The organism is Caballeronia sp. NK8 (genome assembly GCF_018408855.1).
In the GTDB taxonomy this organism is placed as follows: domain Bacteria; phylum Pseudomonadota; class Gammaproteobacteria; order Burkholderiales; family Burkholderiaceae; genus Caballeronia.
Genome location: NZ_AP024323.1, coordinates 930,759 through 955,235, shown reverse-complemented (window position 1 = coordinate 955,235; position 24,477 = coordinate 930,759). Strand labels below are relative to the sequence as shown.

The window sequence follows — 24,477 nt, the reverse complement described above, 5'->3', positions numbered from 1 at the left end:
TGCGCTCGCACGCATCCCGGGGCGCGTGCCTTTAGCAAACGGTCTTATAGGGGTAACGGCAGCGAGCATACAGGCTTGAGTACGCAGGACAAAAAAAGCGTCGGCACCGCCGCGCGGGCGGGCATTCATGCCGGATGCGCGGCGCCGGCGTGGTCGTGTCCGGTAAATCTCTCGCGATACGCCTGCGGCGATACGCCGAGCGAGCGCAGAAAGCCGCGCCGCATCGTTTCCTCGGTGCCGAAGCCGCAGCGGGCCGCGACGCGCTTCACCGGCAACGCTGTATCGCCGAGCAGTCGCCGCGCTGCTTCGAGCCGCATGCGCTCGATCGAACGCGCGGGCGTCGTGCCGGTCTGCGCGCGGTAATGGCGCACGAAACTGCGCTCGCTCATGCCGACGCGCGCGGCCAGCACGCCGACCGACAGATCCGCCGCGAGATTCTCCGCGATCCACGCGTGCAACTCGCCGAACCGCTCGCCCGATTTCTGCAGCGACAGCGCCGCGCTGAACTGCGCCTGCCCGCCGGGGCGCTTCAGAAACACGACGAGATGGCGCGCGACATCGAGCGCGAGCGTGCGCCCGAGATCTTCTTCGACGAGCGCGAGAGACAGGTCGATGCCCGCGGTGACGCCCGCCGAGGTCCACACGTCGCCATCGCGGATGAAGATCGGATCGGGCTCGACATGGACCGCCGGAAAGCGCGTGGCGAGTTCGGCGCAGCGCGTCCAGTGCGTGACGGCGCGGCGCTCGTTCAGCAGGCCCGCGGCTGCGAGCAGGAACGCGCCGGTGCAGACCGACGCGGTGCGCCGCGCATGCGCGGAATGCGCGCGCACCCAGTCGACCAGTTCGCGGTCACGCACCGCTGCGTGCACGCCCCAGCCGCCGGCGACGATCAGTGTGTCGCAGGCGTCGGCCGCATCCGGCAAGGCCTCGCCGACGAGCCCCAGCCCCGCCGAAGCGTTCGCCGTGCCGCCCCGCGCCACGACGCGCGGACGATACGGCCGCGGCAAGCCCGCCGCCGTCGCCAGATCGTTCGCGGACGCGAACACCTGCAAGGGGCCGGCGACGTCGAGCAACTGGACGTCGGGGAAGGCGAGCACGTCGATGATGCGTGGGGCGTCGGTTTGCATGGCGGTTTCCCCGAAGGACAACATTTGGCGGAAAACGTGGGTTGTGTGTCGAGTTCGCCATAGCGTAGCGGCGTAGCATCGGTTCGTCTACTGCGAAAAACCATCGATCAAGGAGAAGACGATGACCTTACACATCGGCCTGCTGGTGTTCCCGCGCGTGCAGCAACTCGACATGACCGGCCCCTACGACGCGTTTGCGCAGATGCCCGACACCCAGGTGCATCTCGTCTGGAAGACGCGCGAACCGGTCAAATCGAGCGCCGGCATGATCCTGACGCCCGATGCGGACTACGCCGATTGCCCCGCGCTCGACGTGCTGTGCGTGCCGGGCGGCTCGGGCGTCGGCGATCTGATGGAGGACGAGGAGACGCTCGCGTTCATCCGCGCGCAGGCGGCGGGCGCACGCTATGTGACGTCGGTTTGCACGGGTTCGCTCGTGCTCGGCGCGGCGGGCCTGCTGCGCGGCAAGCGCGCGACGACGCACTGGGCGTTTCACGGGCTGCTCGCGGAACTGGGCGCGATTCCGGTGCATGAGCGCGTCGTGCGGGACGGCAATCTGTTCACGGGCGGCGGCATCACGGCGGGGATCGACTTCGCGTTGACGCTCGTGGCGGAACTCGTCGGCGAACACGAGGCGCAGGCGATTCAACTGCAAATGGAATACGCGCCCGCGCCGCCGTTCGACGCGGGCGATCCGGCGCGCGCGCCGGCGGCGGTCGTCAGCGACGTGCGTGAACGTTCCGCGCCGTCACTTGCGGCGCGCGGCGCGATTACGGCGCGCGTCGCGGAACGGCTGAAACTGAATGCGTAATGCAAAACGCAAAATGCAGGATGGTCGAATGCATGCGTAATGCAAAACGCCAAAGCGCTAGAACCGCTTTTGCATGAAATAGCGTGGCTGGCCGCCGTGGAAATCGGCGAGTTCGCCGAAGGTCTCATACCCGCAGCGCGCGTAAAGCGCGTGCGCTGCGGGATTGACCGTATCGAGCCAGGCCGCGCGGCAGCCTCGCTTCTTCGCTTCGATTTCCGCGGCTTGCAGGGCGCGCTCGCCGAGTCCGAGGCCGCGCGCATCCTCGCGTATCCACAGCCATTTCACGAAGAGCCAGTCCCACGCGGTATAGCCCGCGAGGCCGCCGAGAAAATCGTCATCGCGATAGAGCGACACCGCCAGATCGCGCTGATGGCTCGGGCCGAGTTGCGCGCGGTTGAACGCGGCGAGCCCGCCCGCGACGTCGCGCTCGAAACTCGCGTCGATCCAGTCGGTGACCGCCAGCGTGACGTCCGCGCTCATCCGGATTCTCAGGCCTGCGCCGCAGGCGCGACCGATGCGCCCTGGATGCCGTGCCGCGCGAGCGCATCCGCGACGAAGCCCGAGCGCTTCGCATCCTCCACGAACTCGCGCAGATAATTCGCGGCCTCGTCGCCGCGTCGTTTCGACAGACCCATCGCCTGCTCGATCACCATGAATCTTCCGTCGAGCAGGCGCAGGCCGGGCGTGCGCGACGCATCGGCTTCGAGTTGCTGCCTGACGCCGGCCGCGACTTCGAGGTCATCGCGCAGAAAGTCATCGACGACGGTCTGCGACAACGCCGTGCGTACGATCTGCGCGCGCCTGATTTCGCGCGTCAGAAAGAGGTCGTACGCGCTGCCCTTGCCGACCAGAATGCGGTTGCCTTCGCGATCGACGTCTTCGTTGCGCGCAAGCGGCGAGGCATCGCGCACGAGATAGCAGCCTTCGATCAGCACATACGGCGCGCTGAACGCGATGCCCGCGCCGCGCAGCGGATCGATCGCGAAGAAGCCGACGTCGGCGCCTTCGTTCGTGACGGTTTCGACCGACTCCGCGGCGCGATCGAATTCCGTGAAGGCGACCGGCACGCCGAGCCGCGACGCAAGCTCGCGCGCGAGATCGACCGATACGCCGCCCGGCTTGCCGCTGTCGGTGCGATTCACGAGGACCGGGTTGCCGAGGTTGAGCGAGGCGCGCAGCGTGCCGGTGGGTGCGAGGGCATTACGCAAGGAAGCGGAAAGAGTCATGGCATTCGTCGATGAGTGAGGAGGGATGGCGATGCGGGCAATCCGATGCAGAATACGCGAACCGCAACCGCTATTGCAAAGGAACGGCATGCAACGCGAACGTATCGATAGCAGTGCATTGATCGAGCGCCTCGGGCTCGAACCGCATCCTGAAGGTGGATTCTTTCGTGAGACGTATCGCGCGAGTGGCCGTGTCACACGCGAAAACGGCGGCGAATCCCGTTCGGCGTCGACCGCGATTTATTTCCTGCTATGCGATGGCGCGCATTCGGCATGGCATCGCATTCGCTCCGACGAGGTCTGGCATTTCTATGCGGGCGATCCTATCGATGTGCATGTGCTCGATGAGAACGGCACGCTCGTCACGCATCGTCTGGGGAACGCGCTCGAGCATGCGGGTGCCGTGTTTCAGGCCGTCGTCGAGGCAGGCGACTGGTTTGCCGCCGAGTGTCACGATGCGGATGGCGCGGCGCTGGTCGGCTGCACCGTCGCGCCGGGCTTCGAATTCAGCGAGTTCGAACTTGCCGCGCCGGGCGCGCTCGAAACGCGCTATCCGAAGCATCGCGAGCTGATCGCGCGGCTAGGCTCGAATCCGTGACCACGCGAGTGCGGTTATCATCGCGCGCATCATCGACAACAACGGAAGGTCAGGCATGAGCGTAGTGCGTCGCGGGATTCAATCGATCGAAGTGGGTGGGGCGCTGTTGCGCGCGCTGGTGGATCATGGCGGCCCGATGCTGCTCGGCGATCTCGCGAAGAAGGCGGGCATGCCTTCGGCGAAGGCGCATCCTTATCTCGTGTCGTACGGCAACCTCGGCCTGATTCAGCAGGACGCTGCGACGGGGCGTTACGAGCTCGGGCCGTTTGCCTTGCAGATGGGTCTGATCAGCCTGCAACGCGTCGATCCAGTGCGTCTTGCGATTGCGGAAGTGGCGAACATGACGCCACGCGTCGAGCATACGGTTGCGCTCGCGAGCGCGGGCAGTTATGGACCGACCATCGTGCATATCCAGCAGGCCAGCGTGCCCATTCACGTGACGATGCGTACGGGCACGGTGATGTCGCTGTTGCAGACCGCGACGGGCCGCGCGTTCGCCGCGTATCTGCCGCCGATGACGGTCGATGCGCTCGTCGCGATCGAGCGCGCGGGCGCGTTGCAGATCGGCGCGCAACGCCGCGATTACACGCGTGGGCAGATCGACGCAATGCTTGCCGAAGTGCGCGAGCATGGCATCGCGAGGGCGATCGACGAACCCGTCGCGGGGATTAGCGCGATGAGCGCGCCGGTGTTCGATCACTCGCGCAATATCGTGCTTGCGATCACGGCGATTGGACCGAGTGGTTCGTTTGATGGGGCATGGAGTGGTGATATCGCGAGGGCATTGCGCGATTGCGCGGGACGGGTGTCGAAGATGCTCGGGTTTGTTGTTGTTTGATTTCGGCTCGGGCCGAAAGGGGACGTTGCGGTTTTTTCTTTGCTTTTGGTTTGGTCGCCGGATCCCGTGATCGTGTTGGTCTATTAGCACTGCCCCTGTGCGGGGCGGCAGTCACTTTCTTTGCTGCTGCAAAGAAAGTAACCAAAGAAAGCAGCTCGATACGCCCGCGGTCACACGCAATTTGGGTGTTCTTCTCGTCGTTCGTGGGCTCTGTAGCGAGTGCCCTCGTAGGCCTAACCGGGCTTGGACCGCGCACGGTCTGTCACATCGCACCACGTGCGCGACTGGTTCAGCACGATATGGCTCCGGCCCGCTTTGCGGCCGATGGGTCAATCGGGTCCGCGTGTGCTTCTGCGTTTCTCTTTTCTCGTTGGTTTCCCTTGCCGACCCATCGGCAGCGCGCAGCGCTGTGCCGGAACTCTTTCGTGCTGAACCAGCGCGCTTAAAACAACTAGCTTGTCAGACCGTGCGCGGTCCAAGCCCGGTCAGGCCTACGAGGGCACTCGCTACAGAGGCCACGAACAACGAGAATAGTGGCCAAATTGCGTGTGACCGCGGGCGTCTCGGGCTGCTTTCTTTGGTTACTTTCTTTGCAGCAGCAAAGAAAGTGACTGCCGCCCCGCACAGGGGCAACGCTTATAAACCGACACGCAAACGGGATCCGGCGAAACCCACACGCACGCCACCCCATACGGGTAAACGCAAATTCAACAATATAAAACGCCTTGTACAATGATAAACAGATAACCGAAATCGAAGCAATTCGCACCCGAGCCCGAAGCGTCACGCAACGACGACGAGAGAAGGCTCCACGATGGAGACGATCGAATGTCCGTGAACTACGCCACGCTGCGTTTCGACTACGCCCGCGCCCCCGAGCACGATGCGCCCGCATCCTCGCCATATCCTGTCGCCGTGATCGGCGCAGGCCCAGTGGGTCTCGCGACAGCGATCGACCTCGCGCAGCAGGGCGTACGCACCGTCCTCCTCGACAACGACGACACCGTATCCACCGGCTCACGCGCGATCTGTTTCGCCAAGCGCACCCTGGAAATATTCGATCGTCTCGGCTGCGGCGACAGGATGATCGAAAAGGGCGTGAGCTGGAACGTCGGCAAGGTGTTCCTGCATGACGATCTCGTCTACACCTTCAATCTTCTGCCGGAAACGGGGCACGCGCGTCCCGCATTCATCAACTTGCAGCAGTACTACGTCGAAGGCTTTCTCGCGGAACGCGCAATGCAGACGGAGCACCTGCAATTGCGCTGGAAAAGCAATGTGATCGGCGCGACGCAACACGACGAATATGTCGAACTGCAAGTCGAAACGCCCGACGGCGTCTATCCTCTGAAGGCGCAATACGTCGTGGCCGCCGATGGCGCACGCAGCCCGATGCGCCGCGCGCTCAATCTCGATAGCCACGGCCGTACGTTCAAGGACCGCTTTCTGATCGCCGACGTGAAGATGAAAGCGCCGTTTCCGACCGAACGCTGGTTCTGGTTCGATCCCCCGTTTCATCGCAATCAGTCGGTGCTGCTGCATCGCCAGCCGGACAACGTATGGCGTATCGATTTCCAGCTCGGCTGGGACGCGGACCCCGTCGCGGAAAAAGAACCCGAACGCGTTATTCCACGCGTGAAGGCGCTGCTCGGCGAAGACGCCGAATTCGAACTGGAGTGGGTGAGCGTCTACACGTTCTCGTGTCTGCGCATGGATAGCTTCAGACATGGCCGCATCATCTTCGCGGGCGATTCGGCGCATGGCGTGTCGCCGTTCGGCGCTCGTGGCGCGAACAGCGGCGTGCAGGATGCCGATAATCTCGCGTGGAAGCTGAAGCTCGTCGTCAATGGCGATGCACCGCCCGCGCTGCTCGATACCTACGCTTCCGAGCGCGAATACGCCGCCGACGAAAACATCCTCAACTCGACGCGCGCCACCGATTTCATCACGCCGAAGAGCGCGGTTTCACGCCTCTTTCGCGATGCAACGCTCAAGCTCGCGAAGGATTGCGCGTTCGCGCGGCGCATGGCAAACAGCGGCCGGCTCTCGGTGCCCGCGGTGTTGCGCGACTCGACGCTCAACACGCCCGATGCAAACGACGATGCCTTCGACTGCGCGATGATCCCCGGCGCGCCATGCGTGGATGCGCCCGTGCGCGTCGATGACCGCAATGCGTGGCTGTTGCCGCAAACCCATGGCGGCGCGTTCACGGGCATCTATTTCTGCGGACTGGGCCACGGCCCCGACGTCTGCGCGCAAAGTCTCGCTGAATTGTCGAAGGCGCCGCTGCCGGTGCGTACGCTAATCGTCGTGCCGAGAGGCATGGCCTGCACGGTGCCGGGCGTGACGGTGGTCGAAGATGTCGAAGGCATGGTCGCGCATCGCTTCGACGCGCGGCCGGGCACGTTCTATCTGCTGCGTCCCGATCAACACGTATGCGCCCGCTGGCGCACCTTCGAAGCCGCATCGGTCACGGCGGCGGTCAAGCGCGCAACCTGCAACGGATGATGAATCGTATGAAGCTCAATCTCGAACTGAATATCGCGGACCACGACGCGTTCTACGAGCGTCTCATCGACACGCATAACGGGCTTACCGATGAAGAAAGCCAGATGCTCAACGCGAAGCTGATCCTGCTGCTGGCGAATCATATCGGCGACAACGACGTGCTGAAGGAAGCGTTGACGATGGCGCGTCATGGCTTCGCCGCCAGTTAAATCTTCAGCACGATGCCCGCGCGCTCGCAGATGAACGCGCCGATGCCCGCGATGTCGTCGAGCGCGAGCAGCGGCAACGCAGAATCGATGGCGGCGGGCTCATCGGTTGCGATTGCCACTATCTCCACATCGGTCTTGTAGAGCGGCTCGCGGCCGGCCGACGGCCGCACGACTTCCAGACGCGGCATCGCCTCGCGCGCGAATCCTTCGACGATCACGAGGTCCGCGTGCGACAGCCGCGCGGCCAGCTCGGTAAGCGGCGGCTCCGCGTCGCCGTTCAGCTCACGCACGATCGCATACCGGTAAGGCGATGCGATCAGCACTTCACCCGCGCCCGCGCGCCGAAAGCGCGCACTGTCCTTGCCCGGCGGCTCAAGTTCGATCGAGTGATGACTGTGCTTGATGACGTTGACCGTGAGGCCGCGTGCGCGCAGCCACGGCAGCAGCGCTTCGATCAAGGTGGTCTTGCCCTGGCCCGAGCGGCCCGAGATGCCGAATAGCGGCGGATGGTGCGGATTCATGCGAATGGTCGGCACTTTGTTCTGGTTTCGATCAGGCGAGTTTAACGGGTCGATGGCGAGCGAGGACAAATCGCGCTATCGTCGGGCATTGCCTTTGCGGCACTTCACGCCAGCGCGCGCAACGCGTTTCCGACCCTCATCGCGCGAGGCAGCAATCAAAGGATCTCCGACATGGCCGAAGACAATCCCAGCACCGCTCTCGCACCGCAGCAGTTTTCCATCGACGTGATGCTCGAAAAATATGCCAAGGGCGACGAGACGCGCGTCGAGGATATTTATCGCCGCGTGGCGCGCGGTGTCGCGCAAGCCGAGCCCAAAGAGGCACGCGCGAAGATCGAAGCGGAGTTCGTCGACAACTTCCGGCGCGGCGCGCTCGGCGCAGGCCGCATCATGAGCGCGGCCGGCGCGGGCATCGACGCGACGCTCATCAATTGTTTCGTTCAGCCGGTGGGCGACGCGATCCAGAGCGTCGACAGCAACGGGCTACCAGGTATCTACGTCGCGCTGTTGCAGGCGGCCGAGACGATGCGTCGCGGCGGCGGCGTCGGTTATAACTTCTCCGCGATTCGTCCGCGCGGCGCGCGCGTGCATTCGACGGGATCGGCGGCGTCCGGCCCATGCAGCTACATGGACGTGTTCGATGCGTCGTGTCGCACGGTGGAAAGCGCCGGCTCGCGGCGCGGCGCGCAGATGGGCATTCTCGATTGCTCGCATCCCGACCTGCTCGAATTCATCGCGGCAAAACATACGAAAGGACGCTGGAACAATTTCAACGTATCTGTCGCGGTGACCGACGAATTCATGCAGGCCGTCGCCGACGACGCCACCTGGCAGCTCACGCACAAGGCCGAGCCTTCGCCCGCGCAGCGTGCGGCCGAAGACATGCACCAGCGTGAAGATGGACTGTGGGTCTATCGCGAAGTGAAGGCGCGCGAAGTGTGGAACACGATCATGCGCTCGACCTACGACGTCGCGGAGCCCGGCGTCGTGTTCATGTCGCGCATGAACGACGACAACAACTTACGGGCGGTCGAAGCGATCCGCGCGACCAATCCATGCGGCGAACAGCCTTTGCCCGCATACGGCTGCTGCAATCTCGGTCCGCTCAATCTCACGCGCTTCGTGAACGATCCGTTCGCGCAGATGCGCGGCGGCGTGCCTTCCTTCGACTGGGACGGTCTCGCGCGCACGACGCGCACGCAGGTGCGTTTCCTCGACGACGTGCTCGACGTCACGCTCTGGCCGCTCGACGAACAGGCGCGCGAAGCGGAGGCGAAGCGCCGTATCGGCGTGGGCTTCACGGGCCTCGGCGACACGCTCGTGATGCTCGGCCTGCGCTATGACGAACAAGAAGGGCGCGACTTCGCCACACGCGTTGCGCGCACGATGCGCGATGAAGCGTACCGCGCGTCCGTCGAACTCGCGAAGGAGCGCGGCAAGTTTCCGCTCTTCGATGCGAAACGTTATCTGGAGGAGGGCACGTTCGCATCGCGTTTGCCGGACGACATCAAGAGCGCGATTCGCGAGCACGGCATTCGCAACAGCCATCTGCTGTCGATCGCGCCGACGGGCACCGTGAGCCTCGCGTTCGCGGACAATGCATCGAACGGCATCGAGCCTGCGTTCTCGTGGACGTATCAGCGCACGAAGCGCATGGCGGACGGCTCGCGTCAGACCTTCGCCGTGGAAGATCACGCCTACAGGCTGTATCGCGAGATGGGCGGCGATGTGAACGCGTTGCCCGCGTACTTCGTCAGCGCACTGGAGATGTCCGCGCACGATCACATGGAGATGATGGCGGCGGTGCAGCCGTTCGTCGACACGTCGATTTCGAAGACCGTGAACGTGCCCGCCGATTATCCGTTCGACAAGTTTCAGGATCTCTATTTCGAAGCGTGGCGGCGCGGCCTGAAGGGGCTCGCGACGTATCGGCCGAACGAGACATTGGGTGCGGTGCTTTCCGTCACGCCCGCTGAAACGCCGAGCGATTCGCCGGACCCCGAACTCGATCTCGATCCGCTGCGCATCGCGATCGATCATCGGCCACGAGGGGAATTGCCCGCGATCATCGAGAAGGTCGAGTATCTGACGCAGGCGGGGAAGAAGTCGATCTATCTCGCGGTGTCGTTCATCGAGGTGACAGGGCGCATCTCGGGTGAAGACGTGACCATCGAGCGGCCCATCGAATTCTTCATTCCCACCGGCCAGCGCGACGAATCGCAGCAATGGATCACGGCAACGATGCGTTCGCTGTCACTGGCCGCGCGCGGCGGCTTTGCGGCGCGCACCTTGCAGGACATGCGCAAGGTGTCGTGGGATCGTGGACAGGTGCGTCTCGGCGATGTCGAACGGCTCGATGGACATCGCAGCCCGCGCTGGCACGATTCGGAAGTCGCCGCGCTAGCGTATGCGATCCAGCAGATTCTTCATCGCCGCGGTTTTCTTGATGCAGAAGGAAACCACGTACCGTCGCGCGTGCTTGCGCGCAAGGGTGCCGATCGCGCGCCGCATGCGGTAGCTGTAGCGGACGAGGGCGAAGAAGTATCCGAGGGTATCGCGCCAGTCGAGATCGATCCGCATAGCCTTCCCCTGATGCACGGCCGAAAGTGCGCGACATGTGGTGCGAATGCAGTAATCCGCAAGGATGGCTGCGACTTCTGCACGGCGTGCGGCGAAATCGGCGCGTGCGGTTGAGTTGAAGAAAAAAAGGCGCGGGCTTTCGTCCGCGCCTTCTCTGTCAGGCTCGATGCGAGCGTTCGGTCTTACTCTCTTCGTGCGATTCGTGCGCAACATCCGACCCATGCGATGCGTGCTGCGTGAACGGATGCCATACCGGCGTGAGCGAAGGAAGTTCGTCGAGAAGCGAGAACTGATCGAGCGATGTGTTTTCGAACATGATGACCTCTTGAATCTTTTCCTGACGATGCGATCAGCGCGCCGTCACGTTTGCATGCGTTGCCGAGCCATTGGCGTACTCGACGATCTCACGATTGCGCGCTTCCGCTTGCGCGGCGACGGCATCGCCCCACATGCTGCGCTCGGGATAGGTGTTGCGGTTCAATGCGGGCAGCGAGCCATTCGAATACGCAGCGACGAGTTCGGCACGTACTTGCGCGCGGGTCTTGGGCGTATCGCTCGCGCTTGCTTGCGTCTGCGTCGAAACCTGATACGTGCCCGCGCGGCCGATGCCCTGGCCGCCCTCCGCAAATGCGGTGGTCGAGACGACGGCGGAGATGGCGGCGAGAGAGAACCCCGTGATGAGCTGTTTCATGCTTGCGACTCCTTTCTTTCCGATGCGGCGTGCGGGCAAATGCGGATTGCATTCGGTGTGAAGCACGCTGCGTTAGGAGCGAATGTAGCCGCGCGGACCGGGCGGATAAATGCCGTATCAGCGAATAGATTTATCGATTTCGGCGAATAATCGTGCGCAGGCTTGATGGGCGGCCGTTTGCGGCCCGCGTCAAACGAGTTGCTTATGGAAGAAAGTGGTCCCGCATGGCGTGCCGTCGGGCATCAACGCGTAGTTTGGCACCACGCCCACGCGCTGCCATCCTGCGCGCTCGTAGAGACGCTCGGCATCGCCGCCGGTGACGGTGTCGAGCACGAGAACGGACTTGCCTGCGTTGCGCGCCGCATCGTCGGCGGCTGTCATCAGTCGACCTGCAATGCCCTGGCGCCGCGCTCGACGCGCGACGAGCATCTTCGCGACATCGGCGCGATGCGGCTGATTCTCCGGCTGATCGATGACGAGCTGCACCGTGCCCAGCACATGCCCTTCAGCATTCTCGGCGACGAGCAGAATGCGTTCGTCGCGCGCGACGCCATGCGCGACGCGCGTCCAGAACGCGAGAGCCGTCGCGCGTGAAATCGGCAACATGAAGCTGACGGATGCGCCGCCTTCGACGCAATCGATGAGCACATCCGCCAGCGACTCGACATACCCCGCTACTTCGTTCGCGCCTATGCGGCGCACGGTGACGTTTTCGTTCATTGGTGTTCTTGTCCCGCTTGCAGCGCCGCCAGCGGCGGATGGTTAACTATGCGACGACATCCTCGGTGCCCGCCACTTCCGGCGTGCCGTGACGCACGATGGTCGGCGACGACGTGCTCGTCGGCAGGCAGCGCTCTTCCGCATCCTTCTGACCTTGCAGCAACGGGCAACGCTCGAACAGTTCGGCGGCCCAGTCGACGAACACGCGCACCTTCGGCGAAAGATGGCGGTTATGCGGGTACACCGCGGAAATCGGCATCGGCAGCGGATTCCATTGCGGCAACACTTCGACGAGCTCGCCCGCGCGCAGATGCGGCAGCGCCATGAAGCGCGGCACCTGAATGATGCCGACACCCTTCAAGCCGCAGCTCAGATACGCTTCGGCGTCGTTTACCGCGATCATGCCGCGCATCTTCACTTCGATGGTTTCATCGTCGATGACGAAGTCCATGTCCATGACGCGTCCCGTGCGGCTCGAAAAGTAATTCACCGCCGTGTGATTCTGCAAATCCTCGATCGTTTTCGGTGTGCCGTTGCGTTCGAGGTATTGCGGAGCCGCTACCGTCACACCCTGGAACACGCCGATACGCCGCGCGACCAGACTCGAATCCTGCAGCGTGCCCACGCGAATCACGCAGTCGACGCCTTCCTGAATCAGATCGACTGGTTTGTCGCCGAAGCCCATCATCAGCTCGATATCCGGATAGCGCGTGTGGAAATCGCATAGCTGCGGCATCACGATGAGCCGCCCGATCGCGCCCGGCATGTCCACGCGCAGCTTGCCGTGCGGACCCTTGCCGTTATTCGAGAACGAACCTTCCGCTTCTTCGATGTCGGCGAGGATGCGTACGCAGCGCTCGTAGTACGCCGCGCCATCGGGCGTGAGGTTGAGCCTGCGCGTCGTGCGCTGGAGCAGCCGCACGTTCAGATGCGCTTCCAGATTCTGGATGATCGTCGTGACCGAAGCGCGTGGCAGATTGAGCGTGTCCGCTGCGCGCGAAAAACTGTTGGTGTCTACGACGCGAGTGAAGACCTGCATTGCCTGAAGCCGATCCATGTTCTCTCACCTTCCTTGACTAGCGATGCACTAATTAAGCGCGCGCTAAAGAGTGGCCGAAAAAAACAATCGCAAGGGATAACCACGATTGTTCGGTGCGACCGAATTGTGTTGCCGGATTATAGGCATTTATCTAAAAAGGCGCGGACTCCAGAATTCGGACCATCGCAACTCATGCGTGAAGGCCTTGCAGCATCGGCCCTGCACCGAAAATAACCATGGCAACACTGTTGGATCTCGAGTCGGGCCCGCGTTTGTGCATCGAGGATGTGCACATCACGGGACACGCGCAACCGATCACCCTGCGCAGCTATCGCCCGGCGTCGGACGGCACGGTGCTGCCCATCGTTCTGTACTTTCACGGCGGCGGTTTTATTCGCGGCGGACTCGACGACGCGGATATCGCCGCGGCGACCATTGCGCGCGATACGCCCGCCTGGGTCGTCGCGGTGGGCTATTCGCTCGCGCCGAAATTTCCGTTCCCCGCCGCGCCGGAAGACGGTTATCGCGCGGCGCAATGGGCTGTCGCGCATGCTCGTTCGCAGCGCGCGGACCCGCAGCGCATCGGCGTCATGGGCCATGACGCGGGCGGCAATATCGCCACGTGCGTCGCGGCCATCGCGCGCGATCGCGGTGATATTCGCATGTCCGCGCAAGCGCTGCTCGCGCCGCTGCTCGATCCGAGCATGACGCGCCTCGCCGACGAACGCAAAGTGTTGTGCCCCGATTTCGAAGCATGCGAATGCGCGCAGTGGTATCGCGCGTATCTGCCGAATCCGTCGCAGCGGCTGCATCCGTATGCGGCGCCGCTCGAATCGCGCCGTCTCGCGGGCCTGCCGCCCGCGCTCATCGCGAGCGCCGAGCACGATCTTCTGCATATCGAAGCCGAGAAATACGCGGGCGAACTGATCGCCGCGGGTGTCCCTACCGAAGTCACGCGCCACGGCAAGACATCGCATCAGGCGCTCGCCGCGCATCCCGATGCGCTCGCCGATGTCGTCACGTTCTTCAGAAAACGGCTTGCGCGCGGGAAATGAGCGCAAGAAACGGCACGCCGCACACGCACCAGACAACAACAATCTCAACGTAACCGGAGCCTTTGACCATGTTATTCACTCGCAAACGCATCTACGCCGCGCTGGGCGCGACGCTGATCGTCGCCGGCGCGGGCGGCTATACCGCCTGGCGCGGTCACGGCGACGCGGCGATCAATCAGGCGCAAGCCGCCGCACACAGCCCGACCGCCACCGAGGTGGACGTGGCGACCGTGGTCTCGAAGACCATCACCGACTGGCAAAGCTATTCGGGCCGGCTCGAAGCCGTCGATCACGTCGACATTCGTCCGCTCGTGCCGGGCACGATCGTCGCCGTGCATTTCAAGGATGGCCAGCTCGTGAAGAAGGGCGATCCGCTCTTCACGATCGATCCGCGTCCCTACGAGGCGGAAGTGGATCGCGCGCAGGCGCAGATCGCAGCGGCGCAGGCTCGCAATGGCTATACGTCGACCGATGCGGCGCGTGCGGAACGTCTGCTCGCCGATAACGCGATCGCCAAGCGCGATTACGACGAGAAGCAGAACGCCGCGCGCGAGGCCGTCGCCAATTTGAAGGCCGCGCAGGCTGCGCTCGAAACCGCGAAGATCAATCTCGCCTATACGCATATCGTCGCGCCGGTCGCAGGCCGCGTATCGCGTGCGGAACTCACGGTCGGCAACATCGTATCGACGGGCGCGAACGCGCCTTTGCTGACGACGCTCGTATCGGTCTCGCCGATCTACGCATCGTTCGATGTCGATGAGCAGACGTACTTGCGCTATCTCGGCCGCGACGCGGGCAGCGCCGTGCCGGTGTCGCTCGGTCTCGCGAACGAGGACGGTTATTCGCGCGATGGCGTCGTCGATTCGGTCGACAACCGGCTCGATACCACGTCCGGCACGATCCGCGTGCGCGCGCGCTTCAACAACCCCGACGGTACGCTCGTGCCGGGTCTCTATGCACGCGTGAAAGTGGGCGGCGGCACGCCGCACCCGGCCGTGCTCGTGGAAGACGAAGCCATCGGCACCGATCAGGACAAGAAGTACGTCATGGTCGTCGACAAGGACAACCGCGTGCAGTATCGCGAAGTGATCACCGCGCAGACGCATGAAGGCCTGCGCGTGATATCGAAGGGCCTGCAGCCGGGCGAGCGCATCGTCGTGAACGGCTTGCAGCGTGTGCGCCCGAACGATGTGATCAAGGCCAACAACGTCGCGATGAACGACAGCGATGCACCCGTCGTGAAGACCGCATCCGCACAGTGATGCGCGTCATCCGCAACTGACAGAACTCGTCATGAACATATCCAAATTCTTCATCGATCGCCCGATCTTTGCGGGCGTGCTATCGGTGGTCGTGCTGCTGGCGGGCATCATCGCGATGTTCAAGCTGCCGATCTCCGAGTATCCGGAAGTCGTGCCGCCTTCGGTCGTCGTGCATGCGCAGTATCCCGGCGCGAATCCGAAGGTGATCGCGGAGACCGTGGCCTCGCCGCTCGAAGAGCAGATCAACGGCGTCGAGGACATGCTCTACATGCAGTCGCAGGCCAATAGCGACGGCAACCTCACGACCACCGTCACGTTCAAGCTCGGCACCGATCCTGACAAGAACACGCAGCTCGTGCAGAACCGCGTGAACCAGGCGCTGCCGCGCCTGCCGCAGGATGTGCAGCGCCTGGGCGTGACGACCATCAAGTCGTCGCCGACCTTGACCATGGTCGTCCACCTGAACTCGCCCAATGGCCGTTACGACATGACGTATCTGCGCAACTATGCGCTGATCAACGTGAAGGACCGGCTCGAACGCATCGCGGGCGTGGGCGAAGTGCAACTGTGGGGCTCGGGCGATTACTCGATGCGCGTATGGCTCGATCCGCAAAAGGTCGCGCAGCGCGGCATGACGGCGACGGATGTCGCCAACGCGATCCGCGAGCAGAACGTGCAGGTCGCCGCGGGCGTGATCGGCGGTTCGCCGACGCTGCCGAATGTGCCGCTGCAACTGAACGTGAACGCGCGCGGCCGTCTCACGAGCGAGGCGGAGTTCCGCGACATCGTGTTGAAGACGTCGCCGGATGGCGCGGTCACGCATCTCTCCGATGTCGCGCGTGTGGAACTCGCCGCATCGGAATATGGCTTGCGCTCGTTGCTCGACAACAAGTCGGCCGTTGCAATCGCGATCAATCAGCAGCCGGGCGCGAACTCGCTGCAGATCTCCGACGAAGTCCGCAAGACGATGAAGGAACTGCAAGCGGACATGCCGGCGGGCCTCGAATATCAGATCGTCTATGACCCGACGCAGTTCGTGCGTTCGAGTATCGAAGCGGTCATCCACACGCTCGCGGAAGCGATCGCGCTGGTCGTGCTCGTCGTGATCGTGTTCCTGCAAACGTGGCGCGCATCGATCATTCCATTGCTCGCGGTGCCGGTGTCGATCGTTGGTACGTTCTCGCTGCTGCTCGCGTTCGGCTTCTCGATCAACGCGTTGTCATTGTTCGGGATGGTGCTCGCGATCGGTATCGTCGTCGACGATGCGATCGTGGTCGTCGAAAACGTCGAGCGCAACATCGAAGCGGGCTTATCGGCAAGAGAGGCCACGTATCAGGCGATGCGCGAGGTGAGCGGGCCGATCATCGCGATTGCGTTGACGCTCGTCGCCGTGTTCGTGCCGCTCGCGTTCATGTCGGGTCTCACGGGCCAGTTCTACAAGCAGTTCGCGATGACCATCGCCATATCGACGGTGATCTCCGCGTTCAATTCGCTGACGCTGTCGCCGGCACTCGCCGCGCTCCTGCTCAAGGGGCACGACGAGCCGAAGGACTGGCTCACGCGTGGTATGGACCGCGTGTTCGGCGGCTTCTTCCGCGCCTTCAACAAGGTGTTCCATCGCGGTTCGGATGCGTATGGCAAGGGCGTGAAGAGCGTCATCAATCGCAAGGCGCTGATGATGGTCGTGTATGCCGTGCTGCTCGCTGGCGCCGTGCTGATGGGCAAGGTCGTGCCCGGCGGCTTCGTGCCCGCGCAGGACAAGGAGTATCTGATCAGCTTCGCGCAGTTGCCCAACGGCGCATCGCTCGATCGCACCGAAGGCGTGATCCGCCAGATGTCGGATATCGCATTGAAGCAGCCGGGCGTGGAAAGCGCGGTCGAATTCCCGGGCTTGTCGGTGAACGGCTTCACCAACTCGTCGAGCGCGGGCATCGTGTTCGTCACGCTGAAGCCTTTCAAGGAACGCGTGCATGACAAGGCGCTGTCGGCGAATGCGATTGCCGGCGCGCTGAATCAGAAGTACGCGGGCATCAAGGGCTCGTTCATCGCCGTGTTTCCGCCGCCGCCGGTTCTCGGCCTCGGCACGCTCGGCGGCTTCAAGATGCAACTTGAGGATCGCGGCGCGCTCGGCTATGCGGCGCTCGCCGATGCGACGCAGGCGTTCATCAAGCGCGCATCGCAGACGCCCGAACTCGGCCCGACGTTCTCCAGCTATCAGATCAACGTGCCGCAGTTGAACGTCGATCTGGATCGCGTGAAGGCGAAGCAACTGGGCGTCTCGGTGACGGACGTGTTCGACACGATGCAGGTCTATCTCGGCTCGCTCTACGTGAACGACTTCAATCGCTTCGGGCGCGTGTATCAGGTGCGCGTGCAGGCGGACGCGCCGTTCCGTGCGAATCCGGAAGATATCGGCTTGCTGAAGACGCGCAACGCGAATGGCGACATGGTGCCTTTGTCGTCGCTCGTGAAGGTGACGCCGACGTACGGCCCCGAGATGGTGGTTCGCTATAACGGCTACACCGCGGCCGACATCAACGGCGGCCCGGCTCCGGGCTACTCTTCGGGTCAGGCGCAGGCGGCGGCTGAACGCATCGCGGCGGAAGTGCTTCCGCGCGGGATCAAGTTCGAATGGACCGATCTCACGTATCAGCAGATCCTCGCGGGCAACGCGGCGCTGTGGGTGTTCCCGATCAGCGTGCTGCTCGTGTTCCTCGTGCTCGCGGCGCTGTATGAAAGCCTGACGCTGCCGCTCGCGGTGATCCTGATCGTGCCGATGAGCATTCTGTCCGCGTTGGTCGGCGTATGGCTCACCGATGGCGACAACAACATCTTCACGCAGATCGGCTTGATGGTGCTGGTGGGCTTGTCGGCGAAGAACGCGATCCTGATCGTCGAGTTCGCACGCGAGCTGGAGATGCAGGGACGCTCGATCGTGCAGGCCGCGATCGAAGCGAGCCGGCTGCGTCTGCGCCCGATCCTGATGACATCCATCGCGTTCATCATGGGCGTGGTGCCGCTCGTGGTGTCGACGGGAGCGGGTTCGGAGATGCGTCACGCGATGGGCGTCGCCGTGTTCTTCGGCATGTTGGGCGTGACGCTCTTCGGTCTGATGTTGACGCCGGTGTTCTACGTGATCCTGCGCAAGCTCTCACGCACGGAGCATGTAACGGACAAGCACGGCTCGCATCCGCAGATGCGCGGTATCGGTGCCTCCTACGAGGCGCAATGAGGTCGATGATGATGAACAAGCTACATATCGTATCGAGTCTGATGGCCACGCTGTTGCTGGTGGCAGGCTGCTCGCTCGCGCCCACTTACGAGAAGCCGGACGTCAACGCGCCGTCAGCCTACAAGGAAACGCCGCAACAGACGCTCGACGCATCCGAGGCGGGCACCTGGAAGACCGCGCAGCCTTCGGAAGAAATGCTGCGCGGCGAATGGTGGACGATCTTCGACGACGCCACGCTGAACGATCTGGAAAAGCAGGCGCAGGATGCGAACCAGAATCTGAAGGCGACGGCGGCGCGCGTGAAGGAAGCGCGCGCGATCAACCAGACGGCGCGCGCGGGCCTGTTCCCGACGCTCGACGCGGGCTTCGGCCCGACGCGCGAGAAGTTCTCGCCTGCATCGCAGTTCCTGCCGGCCGATGGCAACGTGCCCGCGCAAACGCTGTGGCGCGCGCAGGCGAGCGTGTCGTATGAAGTGGACCTGTTCGGCCGCGTGTCGAACTCGGTGCAGGCCGCCAACGCCGACACGCAGCAGAGCGAGGCGCTGTTCCGTTCGGTGCAGCTTGCGTTGCAGGCGGACGTCGCGCAGAACTACTTCAATCTGCGCGAGCTGGATGCCGAAACCGATGTCTTCACGCGCACGGTGCAGTTGCGCGAGCAAGCGCTGAAGCTCGTGCAGAAGCGTTTCACGGAAGGCGATATCAGCGAACTCGACGTCGCGCGCGCGAAGTCGGAACTCGCGACCGCGCGCTCGGACGCGATGACGGTGCAGCGTCTGCGCGCGGCGTCGGAACATAGTCTCGCGGTGCTGCTCGGCAAGGCGCCCGCCGAGTTCTCGATGGCGGCGAATCCGCTCAAGCAGGTGACGGTGCGTGTGCCGCCGGGATTGCCTTCGGCGTTGCTCGAACGCCGTCCGGATATCGCGGCGGCGGAACGCGCGATGGCGGCGGCCAATGCGCGCATCGGCGTGGCGAAGGCGGCGTTTTTTCCGTCGTTGACGCTGACGGGTTCGGGCGGCTTCGAATCGGCGACGCTCGGTGATCTTTTCAAGTGGTCGAGCCGCACGTTCCTGCTCGGGCCGTTTGCGGGCACCGCGCTGAATATCCCGATCTTCGATGGCGGTCGTCGCAAGGGCAATCTCGCGAATGCGCGTGCCGTGTATGAAGAGGATGTCGCGAATTATCGGCAACAAGTGCTGGTTGCATTCCGCGAGGTTGAAGACAATCTTTCCGATCTGCGCATCCTCGAAGGTCAGACCGCGACGCAGGACGATGCTGTGAAGGCTTCGGTGCGGGCCGCGCAGCTTTCGCGGACGCAGTACACCGAAGGGGCAGTGAATTATCTCGATGTCATCGATGCCGAAAGGACGGTGCTTCAGACGCAGCGCGCGTCGGTGCAGTTGCAGGGGACGCAGGCGGTATCGACGGTGAATCTGATACGCGCATTAGGCGGCGGTTGGGGCGATGCCATGCCCAAGCCCATAGTGGAGCCGAGTCTCGCGCAGAAGTAGGTTTTGTTTTTTGGGTTTTCGTCGCCGGGTCCCGAATACGAGATCCGGCGAAAGTCTATTTACTCGATAAACAAAACCGATTGTTCGTCGAATGGAACATATGTCTTCACCTACGGAGCGTTTATCCGCAAGCCCCAAATCCATAAAATTCTAACTATGGGATAGGGAGCCGACGATGAAAGACTTGATTGCAAGACAACTGTATCAGCCGGCGGTGGTGCTGCCACTGCTACTGTTGACGCGCCTGATGGTCACGCTCGACTTCAATCTCGCGCAGGTGATGTTCGTGATCATGCTGAGAGGTTCGCAGCACGCGTATCAATTCGCGCTGCGTCTTGCAACGGCACGTCAGCGCAGCAATGCCACAGTGAAGCATCTTCCCTGCAGCAACTGCTGCTGACGCAAGCCGCGACAATATCGACGCTCAATAGATCTCGGGAACGTACATCTCATCCGGCACAGGCTGCCGCAGATAATCGGGGTTGAACACACGAGCCGGCAGCTCGATCTGCTGATGTCCGATCTCGTGATACGGCACCTGACTCAGCAGATGATGAATGCAGTTCAGTCGCGCCCGCTTCTTGTCGACGGCCTGCACGACCCACCACGGCGCTTCGGCGATGTGCGTGCGCTGAAGCATCACTTCCTTCGCCGCCGTGTACGCTTCCCATCGCCGGCGGCTTTCCAGGTCCATCGGGCTCAGCTTCCATTGCTTGAGCGGATCTTCGATACGCGCCTCGAAACGCACTTCCTGTTCGTCGTCGGTGATCGAGAACCAGTACTTGATGATCTGGACGCCGCTGCGCACCAGCATCTTCTCGAACTCGGGGACCGAGCGAAAGAATTCTTCATACTCGGCGTCGGTGCAGAAATTCATCACACGTTCGACGCCCGCGCGGTTATACCAGCTGCGATCGAACAACACGATCTCGCCAGCCGCCGGCAAATGCGACACATAACGCTGGAAATACCACTGCGTGCGTTCGCGGTTGTTCGGCGCGGGCAGGGCCGCCACGCGACACACACGCGGATTCAGCCGTTGCGTGATGCGCTTGATCGCGCCGCCCTTGCCGGCGGCGTCGCGTCCCTCGAAGATCACGACGAGCCGATGCCCCGTATGCACGACCCAGTCCTGCAACTTCACGAGCTCGCCCTGCAGACGGAACAGCTCGCGGAAATAGGTCTTGCGCAATTGCCGCTCTTCTTCCGAGAAGGTCGATTCGCCGTCCAGGAAGCGATCGTCGACCTCCATCTCGAACTCTTCGTCATAACTGTCGATGATATCGGCGTGAAAACGGCGCTGCTTGTCCGTCGTGTTCATGAAGGGCTCCGTGGGCGTTCTGGGGCGGCCGCCGGATCGATACCGGTCGCGGCGCGGAACCGCCGATTATGCCGATATTCGATGGCAGTCATATGACAGCGGCTGATTCGGGCATTGTAGTAACGCGATGTCGCGCACCGTTAGAATGTTCCCGCACTTCGATGGCATGCCGATGGCATTGTCCGCCTCCATTCAACGCCGACAGCGAGCGAACCCGATGACCGCAACGATCCAGAGTTTCGACGAAGCCCAAACCGCGCGCCTCGTGCCGTACGACCGGCTCGTGGACACGCTCGCCGCGACGATGCTCGATTACGCGGCGGGCCGCATCGTAAGTCCCGAGCGCATGGTGGTGCCGATCGAGGGGGGCGTCATGCTCTCGATGCCCGCGAGTGCCGCCGATCTCGCGATGCACAAGCTTGTGAACGTCTGCGCTGGCAACGGCGCGCGCGGTCTGCCGACGATCCACGGCCAGGTCACCGCCTACGATGCCGCGACCGGCGTGCCGCAGTTCATGCTCGACGGCCCGACGGTGACGGGTCGCCGCACGGCCTCGGTGTCGATGCTCGCGATCCGCGCGCTTCATGCCGATGCGCCGCGCGAAGTGCTCGTGATCGGCACGGGCAAGCAGGCGGCGTATCACGTCGAAGCGCTCGCAGCCGTTTATCCCGAAGCGCGCATTCGTGTGCAGGGCTCGCGTCCGGGGCGCGCCCGTGAATTTTGCGCGGCGCATGCGTCGGCGTCTGCGTTGGACGAAGCCACGATCCCCGATTCGATCGATGTCGTCATTGCCGCGACCACGAGCAAGACGCCCGTCTACACGATGCCTGCGCGCGCGGGCCGCCTCGTGATCGGCGTGGGCGCCTTCACCGCCGATGCCGCCGAGATTGACGCCGCGACCGTTCATGCGAGCGCGCTTTATGTCGATGATCCCGCCGGTGCGCGGCACGAAGCGGGCGATTTCATTCTCGCGGGCATCGACTGGAGCGCGGTGCATGCGCTGGCCGAAGCGCTCGCGACATCGTCGAGCACCGTCGATGCCGCGCGTCCGGTGATGTTCAAATCGGTCGGCTGTGCGGCGTGGGATCTGGCGGCATGTCGCGTCGCGCGCGCGGTTTTGTCGGAAGAAAGCGGGATGGCGTAGAGTGATCGAGCTTGGAACGGTACTTGCTGAAGGTTTACAAATATGGACGGGCGCAAAGCCCCACCGCACAAACGGCGCAGCAATGCGCCACAGCAACCGAGCCAGTGAACCAACCCATGAAAAGTCGATACGACAGCAAATGGCATCCGTGGATTCCCGCGCGCGAAGACGGGCGCGAAGGCGCGGGCGGGGAACGCCAGGCGGCTTCCCAGGGAAGCGCCTCACCGCCAGCGGCCTACTTCATTTCCGTACTGGAGCTTGCCACCGGCGAGAAGCTTGGAAGTGACGAGCGCGTGCGCGCCGTGGCCATGCTCGAATCGCAATTCGGCGAAGGCCGGCCGCGCACGCTGAAAGAAGCGGTCCGTATCTGCGCCGCCGCGATCGATTCATCCACCTTGCAGCGCATGGCGCGTGGTGCGAAGGCGTAATCAAAAACATATCGGACGAGGCGCGTTTTTTCACACGAGTGTAAAACGCGCGTGCCGCCGAAAGCGCGCATTCGTTCGAAACGCGCGCCTTACTCGCCTATTTGACAGTCTGAATCACCTCGAATCCTTCGAACTCCGGGTGGCCGAGATAAAGCTGGCGCGTTTCGCCGCCGGCGTTGCGATGCGCCGCGCGAAACGCGTCCGAGCGCGTCCAGTCCTCGAAGGCTGCCTGATTTGCCCAGATCGTATGGCTCGAATAGAGAACGTGATCGTCTTTCGCGGGCCCTTTGAGCAGATGAAACTCGACGAATCCCGGTACGTCCTTGAGATGCGTGTCGCGGCTGGTCCACAGGCGTTCGAAATCGGCCTCGGCGCCGGGCACGATCTTGAAGCGGTTCATGGCGATATACATGTCGATGCGTCTCCTTCAACGTAAGCGGTCAAAAAAAAGTAGAAAATATCAGCTGCGCCCGAGTTCGACGATCGTCGTGAAGCCGCCGAAAAACATGCGCTGCGGGTCGAACGGCATGTCGCCGGATTCCATCATCGTCTTGAGGCGCGCGTCTTCCATCACCTTCGCGTTGACGCGGTCGCGCTCTTCACGCGATGCGTAGACGATATACGAGAACACGACAGTCTCGCCGTCCTTCAACTGCACGCTCTGCGGAAACGATGTGACCTTGCCCGGCTTCACGTCCTCGGCGAGGGTCTCCACGAACTCCAGCGCGCCGTGCTCCAGCCAGATCTTGCCGGCGGCTTCGGCCATCGCGCGGTAGGCGTCGATCTTGTCGATCGGCACGGGTACGACGAATCCATCCACGTAGTGCGCCATCTGAGTCTCCTGAATCGGTTCGAAAAAGGGCCGCGCATGCGATGCGCTGCTCGTTTGAGCGTTTTGTAAGGAACGAAGTTCAGGCGAGCGTCCAGGCATCTCCGGGCGACGCGCGTTTGAGCACGGTGGACGAAAGCGGCGCGAGGTCCATTCCGTAGACGGACGCGAGCGGCGTACTGAGCACATGCGCCAGCGCCACTTTCACGACGATCGCATGCGTGACGACGATGCAGCGCTCGCGCGCATTCAGGCGGTCGATGAAGGCGAGCCCCTGCGCGACGCGCATCGCCAGCATGCCGATGCTCTCGCCGCCGTGCGGACGCGCGAGCGGGTCCGCGAGCCACGCTGCGACATGCTCCGGCTCGCGCTCACCCGTCTCGCGGATGGACAGGCCGCGCCAGCGGCCATAGTCGAGGTCGTCGAACGCGGGCACGATCTCGAACGCATTCGCGATCCATCCTGCCGTCTCGCGCGTCACGCGTGCGGGGCTCGCGATCACGCGCGTCTCGCTGTTCGCGCGCAACGACGCGAGCACAGCGCGCCCTTCGTGATCGGCGGGTTCGTCGCCGGTGGGAAAGCGGCCGGTTTTCATCGCGCGGGTGGCGGCGTGGCACAGGAGGATGAGTTCCAAGGGAGCGGGACCGGCGGGATGAGATCGTTTTACTTTGCCGTCAATCGTCATAGAATGGCAAGCTTGCAGTGCGAGGAAGCCGGTGCAAACCCGGCACGGTCGCGCCACTGTATGCGGTTCGTGTGTCGAAAGGCGCCGTGCCGCGAGTCAGACCCCGCTGCACGCTCTTCATCAATCGGGACGCGCTTTTCCCTGG

24 protein-coding genes, 1 pseudogene and 1 riboswitch are annotated in these 24,477 nt (G+C 63.3%); of the genes and pseudogenes, 13 read left to right on the top strand and 12 right to left on the bottom strand.

The window, feature by feature from the left end:
* Positions 1-125: 125 nt before the first annotated feature.
* The gene (locus NK8_RS19130) at positions 126-1,127 is read right to left on the bottom strand and encodes a GlxA family transcriptional regulator (RefSeq protein WP_162067635.1); all 1,002 of its coding nucleotides are present in this window, start codon (positions 1,125-1,127) and stop codon (positions 126-128) included.
* Between the two features lie 121 nt (positions 1,128-1,248).
* On the opposite strand from NK8_RS19130, the gene NK8_RS19125 reads away from it, so the two are divergent.
* Positions 1,249-1,938 carry a DJ-1/PfpI family protein gene (locus NK8_RS19125; protein ID WP_213228981.1) on the top strand — a complete coding sequence of 230 codons (690 nt, stop codon included), beginning with the start codon at positions 1,249-1,251 and terminating at the stop codon, positions 1,936-1,938.
* A gap of 57 nt (positions 1,939-1,995) precedes the next feature.
* Here the strand turns inward: NK8_RS19125 and NK8_RS19120 are convergent, their stop codons facing one another.
* Both NK8_RS19120 and NK8_RS19115 read right to left on the bottom strand, forming a co-directional pair.
* Complete coding sequence (locus NK8_RS19120) at positions 1,996-2,418, bottom strand: N-acetyltransferase (RefSeq protein ID WP_213228979.1); 423 nt, start codon at positions 2,416-2,418, stop codon at positions 1,996-1,998.
* Positions 2,419-2,426: 8 nt separating this feature from the next.
* Entirely contained in the window at positions 2,427-3,164 is a 738-nt protein-coding gene (locus NK8_RS19115; protein WP_213228977.1) for an ABC transporter substrate-binding protein, read from the bottom strand.
* A gap of 88 nt (positions 3,165-3,252) precedes the next feature.
* On the opposite strand from NK8_RS19115, the gene NK8_RS19110 reads away from it, so the two are divergent.
* The 4 genes from NK8_RS19110 to NK8_RS19095 all read left to right on the top strand — a co-directional run bounded on the left by NK8_RS19110 (position 3,253) and on the right by NK8_RS19095 (position 7,317).
* Positions 3,253-3,762, top strand: coding sequence for a cupin domain-containing protein (locus tag NK8_RS19110; protein ID WP_213228975.1), 510 nt, complete (start codon positions 3,253-3,255; stop codon positions 3,760-3,762).
* Between the two features lie 55 nt (positions 3,763-3,817).
* A complete protein-coding gene (locus NK8_RS19105) occupies positions 3,818-4,600 on the top strand; it encodes an IclR family transcriptional regulator (RefSeq protein WP_162067630.1) in 783 nt (260 codons plus the stop codon).
* A gap of 828 nt (positions 4,601-5,428) precedes the next feature.
* Positions 5,429-7,108, top strand: coding sequence for an FAD-dependent oxidoreductase (locus tag NK8_RS19100; RefSeq protein ID WP_213228973.1), 1,680 nt, complete (start codon positions 5,429-5,431; stop codon positions 7,106-7,108).
* Positions 7,108-7,317, top strand: a complete 210-nt coding sequence (locus NK8_RS19095; protein WP_213230421.1) for a DUF2783 domain-containing protein — start codon at positions 7,108-7,110, stop codon at positions 7,315-7,317. Before NK8_RS19100 ends, NK8_RS19095 begins: the two co-directional genes overlap by 1 nt.
* On the opposite strand, the gene mobB is transcribed toward NK8_RS19095, so the two are convergent.
* Positions 7,314-7,838 (bottom strand): molybdopterin-guanine dinucleotide biosynthesis protein B, encoded by a 525-nt coding sequence (mobB, locus tag NK8_RS19090; protein ID WP_162067628.1) that lies wholly within the window; start codon positions 7,836-7,838, stop codon positions 7,314-7,316. The genes NK8_RS19095 and mobB overlap by 4 nt on opposite strands.
* 171 nt (positions 7,839-8,009) lie before the next feature.
* Here mobB and NK8_RS19085 point away from each other — a divergent pair, with 171 nt between their 5' ends.
* Positions 8,010-10,532 (top strand): adenosylcobalamin-dependent ribonucleoside-diphosphate reductase, encoded by a 2,523-nt coding sequence (locus NK8_RS19085; protein WP_213228971.1) that lies wholly within the window; start codon positions 8,010-8,012, stop codon positions 10,530-10,532.
* Between the two features lie 43 nt (positions 10,533-10,575).
* On the opposite strand, the gene NK8_RS19080 is transcribed toward NK8_RS19085, so the two are convergent.
* From NK8_RS19080 to NK8_RS19065, 4 genes and pseudogenes are all read right to left on the bottom strand, one after another.
* A complete protein-coding gene (locus NK8_RS19080) occupies positions 10,576-10,734 on the bottom strand; it encodes a hypothetical protein (protein ID WP_174258067.1) in 159 nt (52 codons plus the stop codon).
* A gap of 33 nt (positions 10,735-10,767) precedes the next feature.
* The gene (locus NK8_RS19075) at positions 10,768-11,109 is read right to left on the bottom strand and encodes a DUF4148 domain-containing protein (protein ID WP_061174988.1); all 342 of its coding nucleotides are present in this window, start codon (positions 11,107-11,109) and stop codon (positions 10,768-10,770) included.
* A gap of 189 nt (positions 11,110-11,298) precedes the next feature.
* Positions 11,299-11,829, bottom strand: a complete 531-nt coding sequence (locus tag NK8_RS19070; protein ID WP_213228969.1) for a GNAT family N-acetyltransferase — start codon at positions 11,827-11,829, stop codon at positions 11,299-11,301.
* Positions 11,830-11,977: 148 nt separating this feature from the next.
* A pseudogene (locus NK8_RS19065) lies at positions 11,978-12,886 on the bottom strand (LysR family transcriptional regulator); the annotation flags it as partial.
* Between the two features lie 218 nt (positions 12,887-13,104).
* Between NK8_RS19065 and NK8_RS19060 the strand changes: the two are divergent.
* The 5 genes from NK8_RS19060 to NK8_RS19040 all read left to right on the top strand — a co-directional run bounded on the left by NK8_RS19060 (position 13,105) and on the right by NK8_RS19040 (position 20,325).
* A complete protein-coding gene (locus NK8_RS19060; protein ID WP_061174946.1) occupies positions 13,105-13,923 on the top strand; it encodes an alpha/beta hydrolase in 819 nt (272 codons plus the stop codon).
* Between the two features lie 68 nt (positions 13,924-13,991).
* Positions 13,992-15,185 (top strand): efflux RND transporter periplasmic adaptor subunit, encoded by a 1,194-nt coding sequence (locus tag NK8_RS19055; protein ID WP_162067624.1) that lies wholly within the window; start codon positions 13,992-13,994, stop codon positions 15,183-15,185.
* Between the two features lie 31 nt (positions 15,186-15,216).
* Positions 15,217-18,417 carry an efflux RND transporter permease subunit gene (locus NK8_RS19050; RefSeq protein WP_213228967.1) on the top strand — a complete coding sequence of 1,067 codons (3,201 nt, stop codon included), beginning with the start codon at positions 15,217-15,219 and terminating at the stop codon, positions 18,415-18,417.
* The gene (locus NK8_RS19045; RefSeq protein ID WP_301549877.1) at positions 18,414-19,925 is read left to right on the top strand and encodes an efflux transporter outer membrane subunit; all 1,512 of its coding nucleotides are present in this window, start codon (positions 18,414-18,416) and stop codon (positions 19,923-19,925) included. Before NK8_RS19050 ends, NK8_RS19045 begins: the two co-directional genes overlap by 4 nt.
* A 175-nt stretch (positions 19,926-20,100) precedes the next feature.
* Positions 20,101-20,325 carry a hypothetical protein gene (locus NK8_RS19040; protein WP_061174942.1) on the top strand — a complete coding sequence of 75 codons (225 nt, stop codon included), beginning with the start codon at positions 20,101-20,103 and terminating at the stop codon, positions 20,323-20,325.
* Positions 20,326-20,349: 24 nt separating this feature from the next.
* Here NK8_RS19040 and ppk2 read toward each other — a convergent pair whose 3' ends face one another.
* Positions 20,350-21,246 carry a polyphosphate kinase 2 gene (ppk2, locus tag NK8_RS19035; protein ID WP_213228963.1) on the bottom strand — a complete coding sequence of 299 codons (897 nt, stop codon included), beginning with the start codon at positions 21,244-21,246 and terminating at the stop codon, positions 20,350-20,352.
* 217 nt (positions 21,247-21,463) lie between these two features.
* On the opposite strand from ppk2, the gene lhpI reads away from it, so the two are divergent.
* Together lhpI and NK8_RS19025 are read left to right on the top strand one after the other, a co-directional pair.
* Positions 21,464-22,390, top strand: coding sequence for a bifunctional Delta(1)-pyrroline-2-carboxylate/Delta(1)-piperideine-2-carboxylate reductase (gene lhpI, locus NK8_RS19030; protein WP_213228961.1), 927 nt, complete (start codon positions 21,464-21,466; stop codon positions 22,388-22,390).
* Between the two features lie 23 nt (positions 22,391-22,413).
* Positions 22,414-22,818 (top strand): hypothetical protein, encoded by a 405-nt coding sequence (locus NK8_RS19025; RefSeq protein ID WP_225936268.1) that lies wholly within the window; start codon positions 22,414-22,416, stop codon positions 22,816-22,818.
* Positions 22,819-22,915: 97 nt separating this feature from the next.
* Here NK8_RS19025 and NK8_RS19020 read toward each other — a convergent pair whose 3' ends face one another.
* The 3 genes from NK8_RS19020 to NK8_RS19010 form a co-directional block, all read right to left on the bottom strand.
* Complete coding sequence (locus NK8_RS19020; protein ID WP_106853142.1) at positions 22,916-23,230, bottom strand: antibiotic biosynthesis monooxygenase; 315 nt, start codon at positions 23,228-23,230, stop codon at positions 22,916-22,918.
* A gap of 48 nt (positions 23,231-23,278) precedes the next feature.
* A complete protein-coding gene (locus tag NK8_RS19015) occupies positions 23,279-23,650 on the bottom strand; it encodes a DUF1428 domain-containing protein (RefSeq protein WP_213228959.1) in 372 nt (123 codons plus the stop codon).
* Positions 23,651-23,729: 79 nt separating this feature from the next.
* Complete coding sequence (locus tag NK8_RS19010) at positions 23,730-24,281, bottom strand: histidine phosphatase family protein (protein ID WP_213228957.1); 552 nt, start codon at positions 24,279-24,281, stop codon at positions 23,730-23,732.
* A gap of 49 nt (positions 24,282-24,330) precedes the next feature.
* A riboswitch (cobalamin riboswitch) is annotated at positions 24,331-24,458 on the top strand.
* Positions 24,459-24,477: the final 19 nt, after the last annotated feature.

Coding starts and splice junctions, on each gene's coding strand:
- NK8_RS19125 (WP_213228981.1), top strand. CDS start 1,249: ATGACCTTACACATCGGCCTGCTGGTGTTCCCGCGCGTGCAGCAACTC.
- NK8_RS19060 (WP_061174946.1), top strand. CDS start 13,105: ATGGCAACACTGTTGGATCTCGAGTCGGGCCCGCGTTTGTGCATCGAG.
- NK8_RS19055 (WP_162067624.1), top strand. CDS start 13,992: ATGTTATTCACTCGCAAACGCATCTACGCCGCGCTGGGCGCGACGCTG.
- NK8_RS19085 (WP_213228971.1), top strand. CDS start 8,010: ATGGCCGAAGACAATCCCAGCACCGCTCTCGCACCGCAGCAGTTTTCC.
- NK8_RS19095 (WP_213230421.1), top strand. CDS start 7,108: ATGAATCGTATGAAGCTCAATCTCGAACTGAATATCGCGGACCACGAC.
- NK8_RS19105 (WP_162067630.1), top strand. CDS start 3,818: ATGAGCGTAGTGCGTCGCGGGATTCAATCGATCGAAGTGGGTGGGGCG.
- NK8_RS19015 (WP_213228959.1), bottom strand. CDS start 23,650: ATGGCGCACTACGTGGATGGATTCGTCGTACCCGTGCCGATCGACAAG.
- NK8_RS19120 (WP_213228979.1), bottom strand. CDS start 2,418: ATGAGCGCGGACGTCACGCTGGCGGTCACCGACTGGATCGACGCGAGT.
- lhpI (WP_213228961.1), top strand. CDS start 21,464: ATGACCGCAACGATCCAGAGTTTCGACGAAGCCCAAACCGCGCGCCTC.
- NK8_RS19040 (WP_061174942.1), top strand. CDS start 20,101: ATGAAAGACTTGATTGCAAGACAACTGTATCAGCCGGCGGTGGTGCTG.
- NK8_RS19130 (WP_162067635.1), bottom strand. CDS start 1,127: ATGCAAACCGACGCCCCACGCATCATCGACGTGCTCGCCTTCCCCGAC.
- NK8_RS19050 (WP_213228967.1), top strand. CDS start 15,217: ATGAACATATCCAAATTCTTCATCGATCGCCCGATCTTTGCGGGCGTG.
- NK8_RS19100 (WP_213228973.1), top strand. CDS start 5,429: ATGTCCGTGAACTACGCCACGCTGCGTTTCGACTACGCCCGCGCCCCC.
- NK8_RS19070 (WP_213228969.1), bottom strand. CDS start 11,829: ATGAACGAAAACGTCACCGTGCGCCGCATAGGCGCGAACGAAGTAGCG.
- ppk2 (WP_213228963.1), bottom strand. CDS start 21,246: ATGAACACGACGGACAAGCAGCGCCGTTTTCACGCCGATATCATCGAC.
- mobB (WP_162067628.1), bottom strand. CDS start 7,838: ATGAATCCGCACCATCCGCCGCTATTCGGCATCTCGGGCCGCTCGGGC.
- NK8_RS19075 (WP_061174988.1), bottom strand. CDS start 11,109: ATGAAACAGCTCATCACGGGGTTCTCTCTCGCCGCCATCTCCGCCGTC.
- NK8_RS19115 (WP_213228977.1), bottom strand. CDS start 3,164: ATGACTCTTTCCGCTTCCTTGCGTAATGCCCTCGCACCCACCGGCACG.
- NK8_RS19110 (WP_213228975.1), top strand. CDS start 3,253: ATGCAACGCGAACGTATCGATAGCAGTGCATTGATCGAGCGCCTCGGG.
- NK8_RS19020 (WP_106853142.1), bottom strand. CDS start 23,230: ATGTATATCGCCATGAACCGCTTCAAGATCGTGCCCGGCGCCGAGGCC.
- NK8_RS19045 (WP_301549877.1), top strand. CDS start 18,414: ATGAGGTCGATGATGATGAACAAGCTACATATCGTATCGAGTCTGATG.
- NK8_RS19080 (WP_174258067.1), bottom strand. CDS start 10,734: ATGTTCGAAAACACATCGCTCGATCAGTTCTCGCTTCTCGACGAACTT.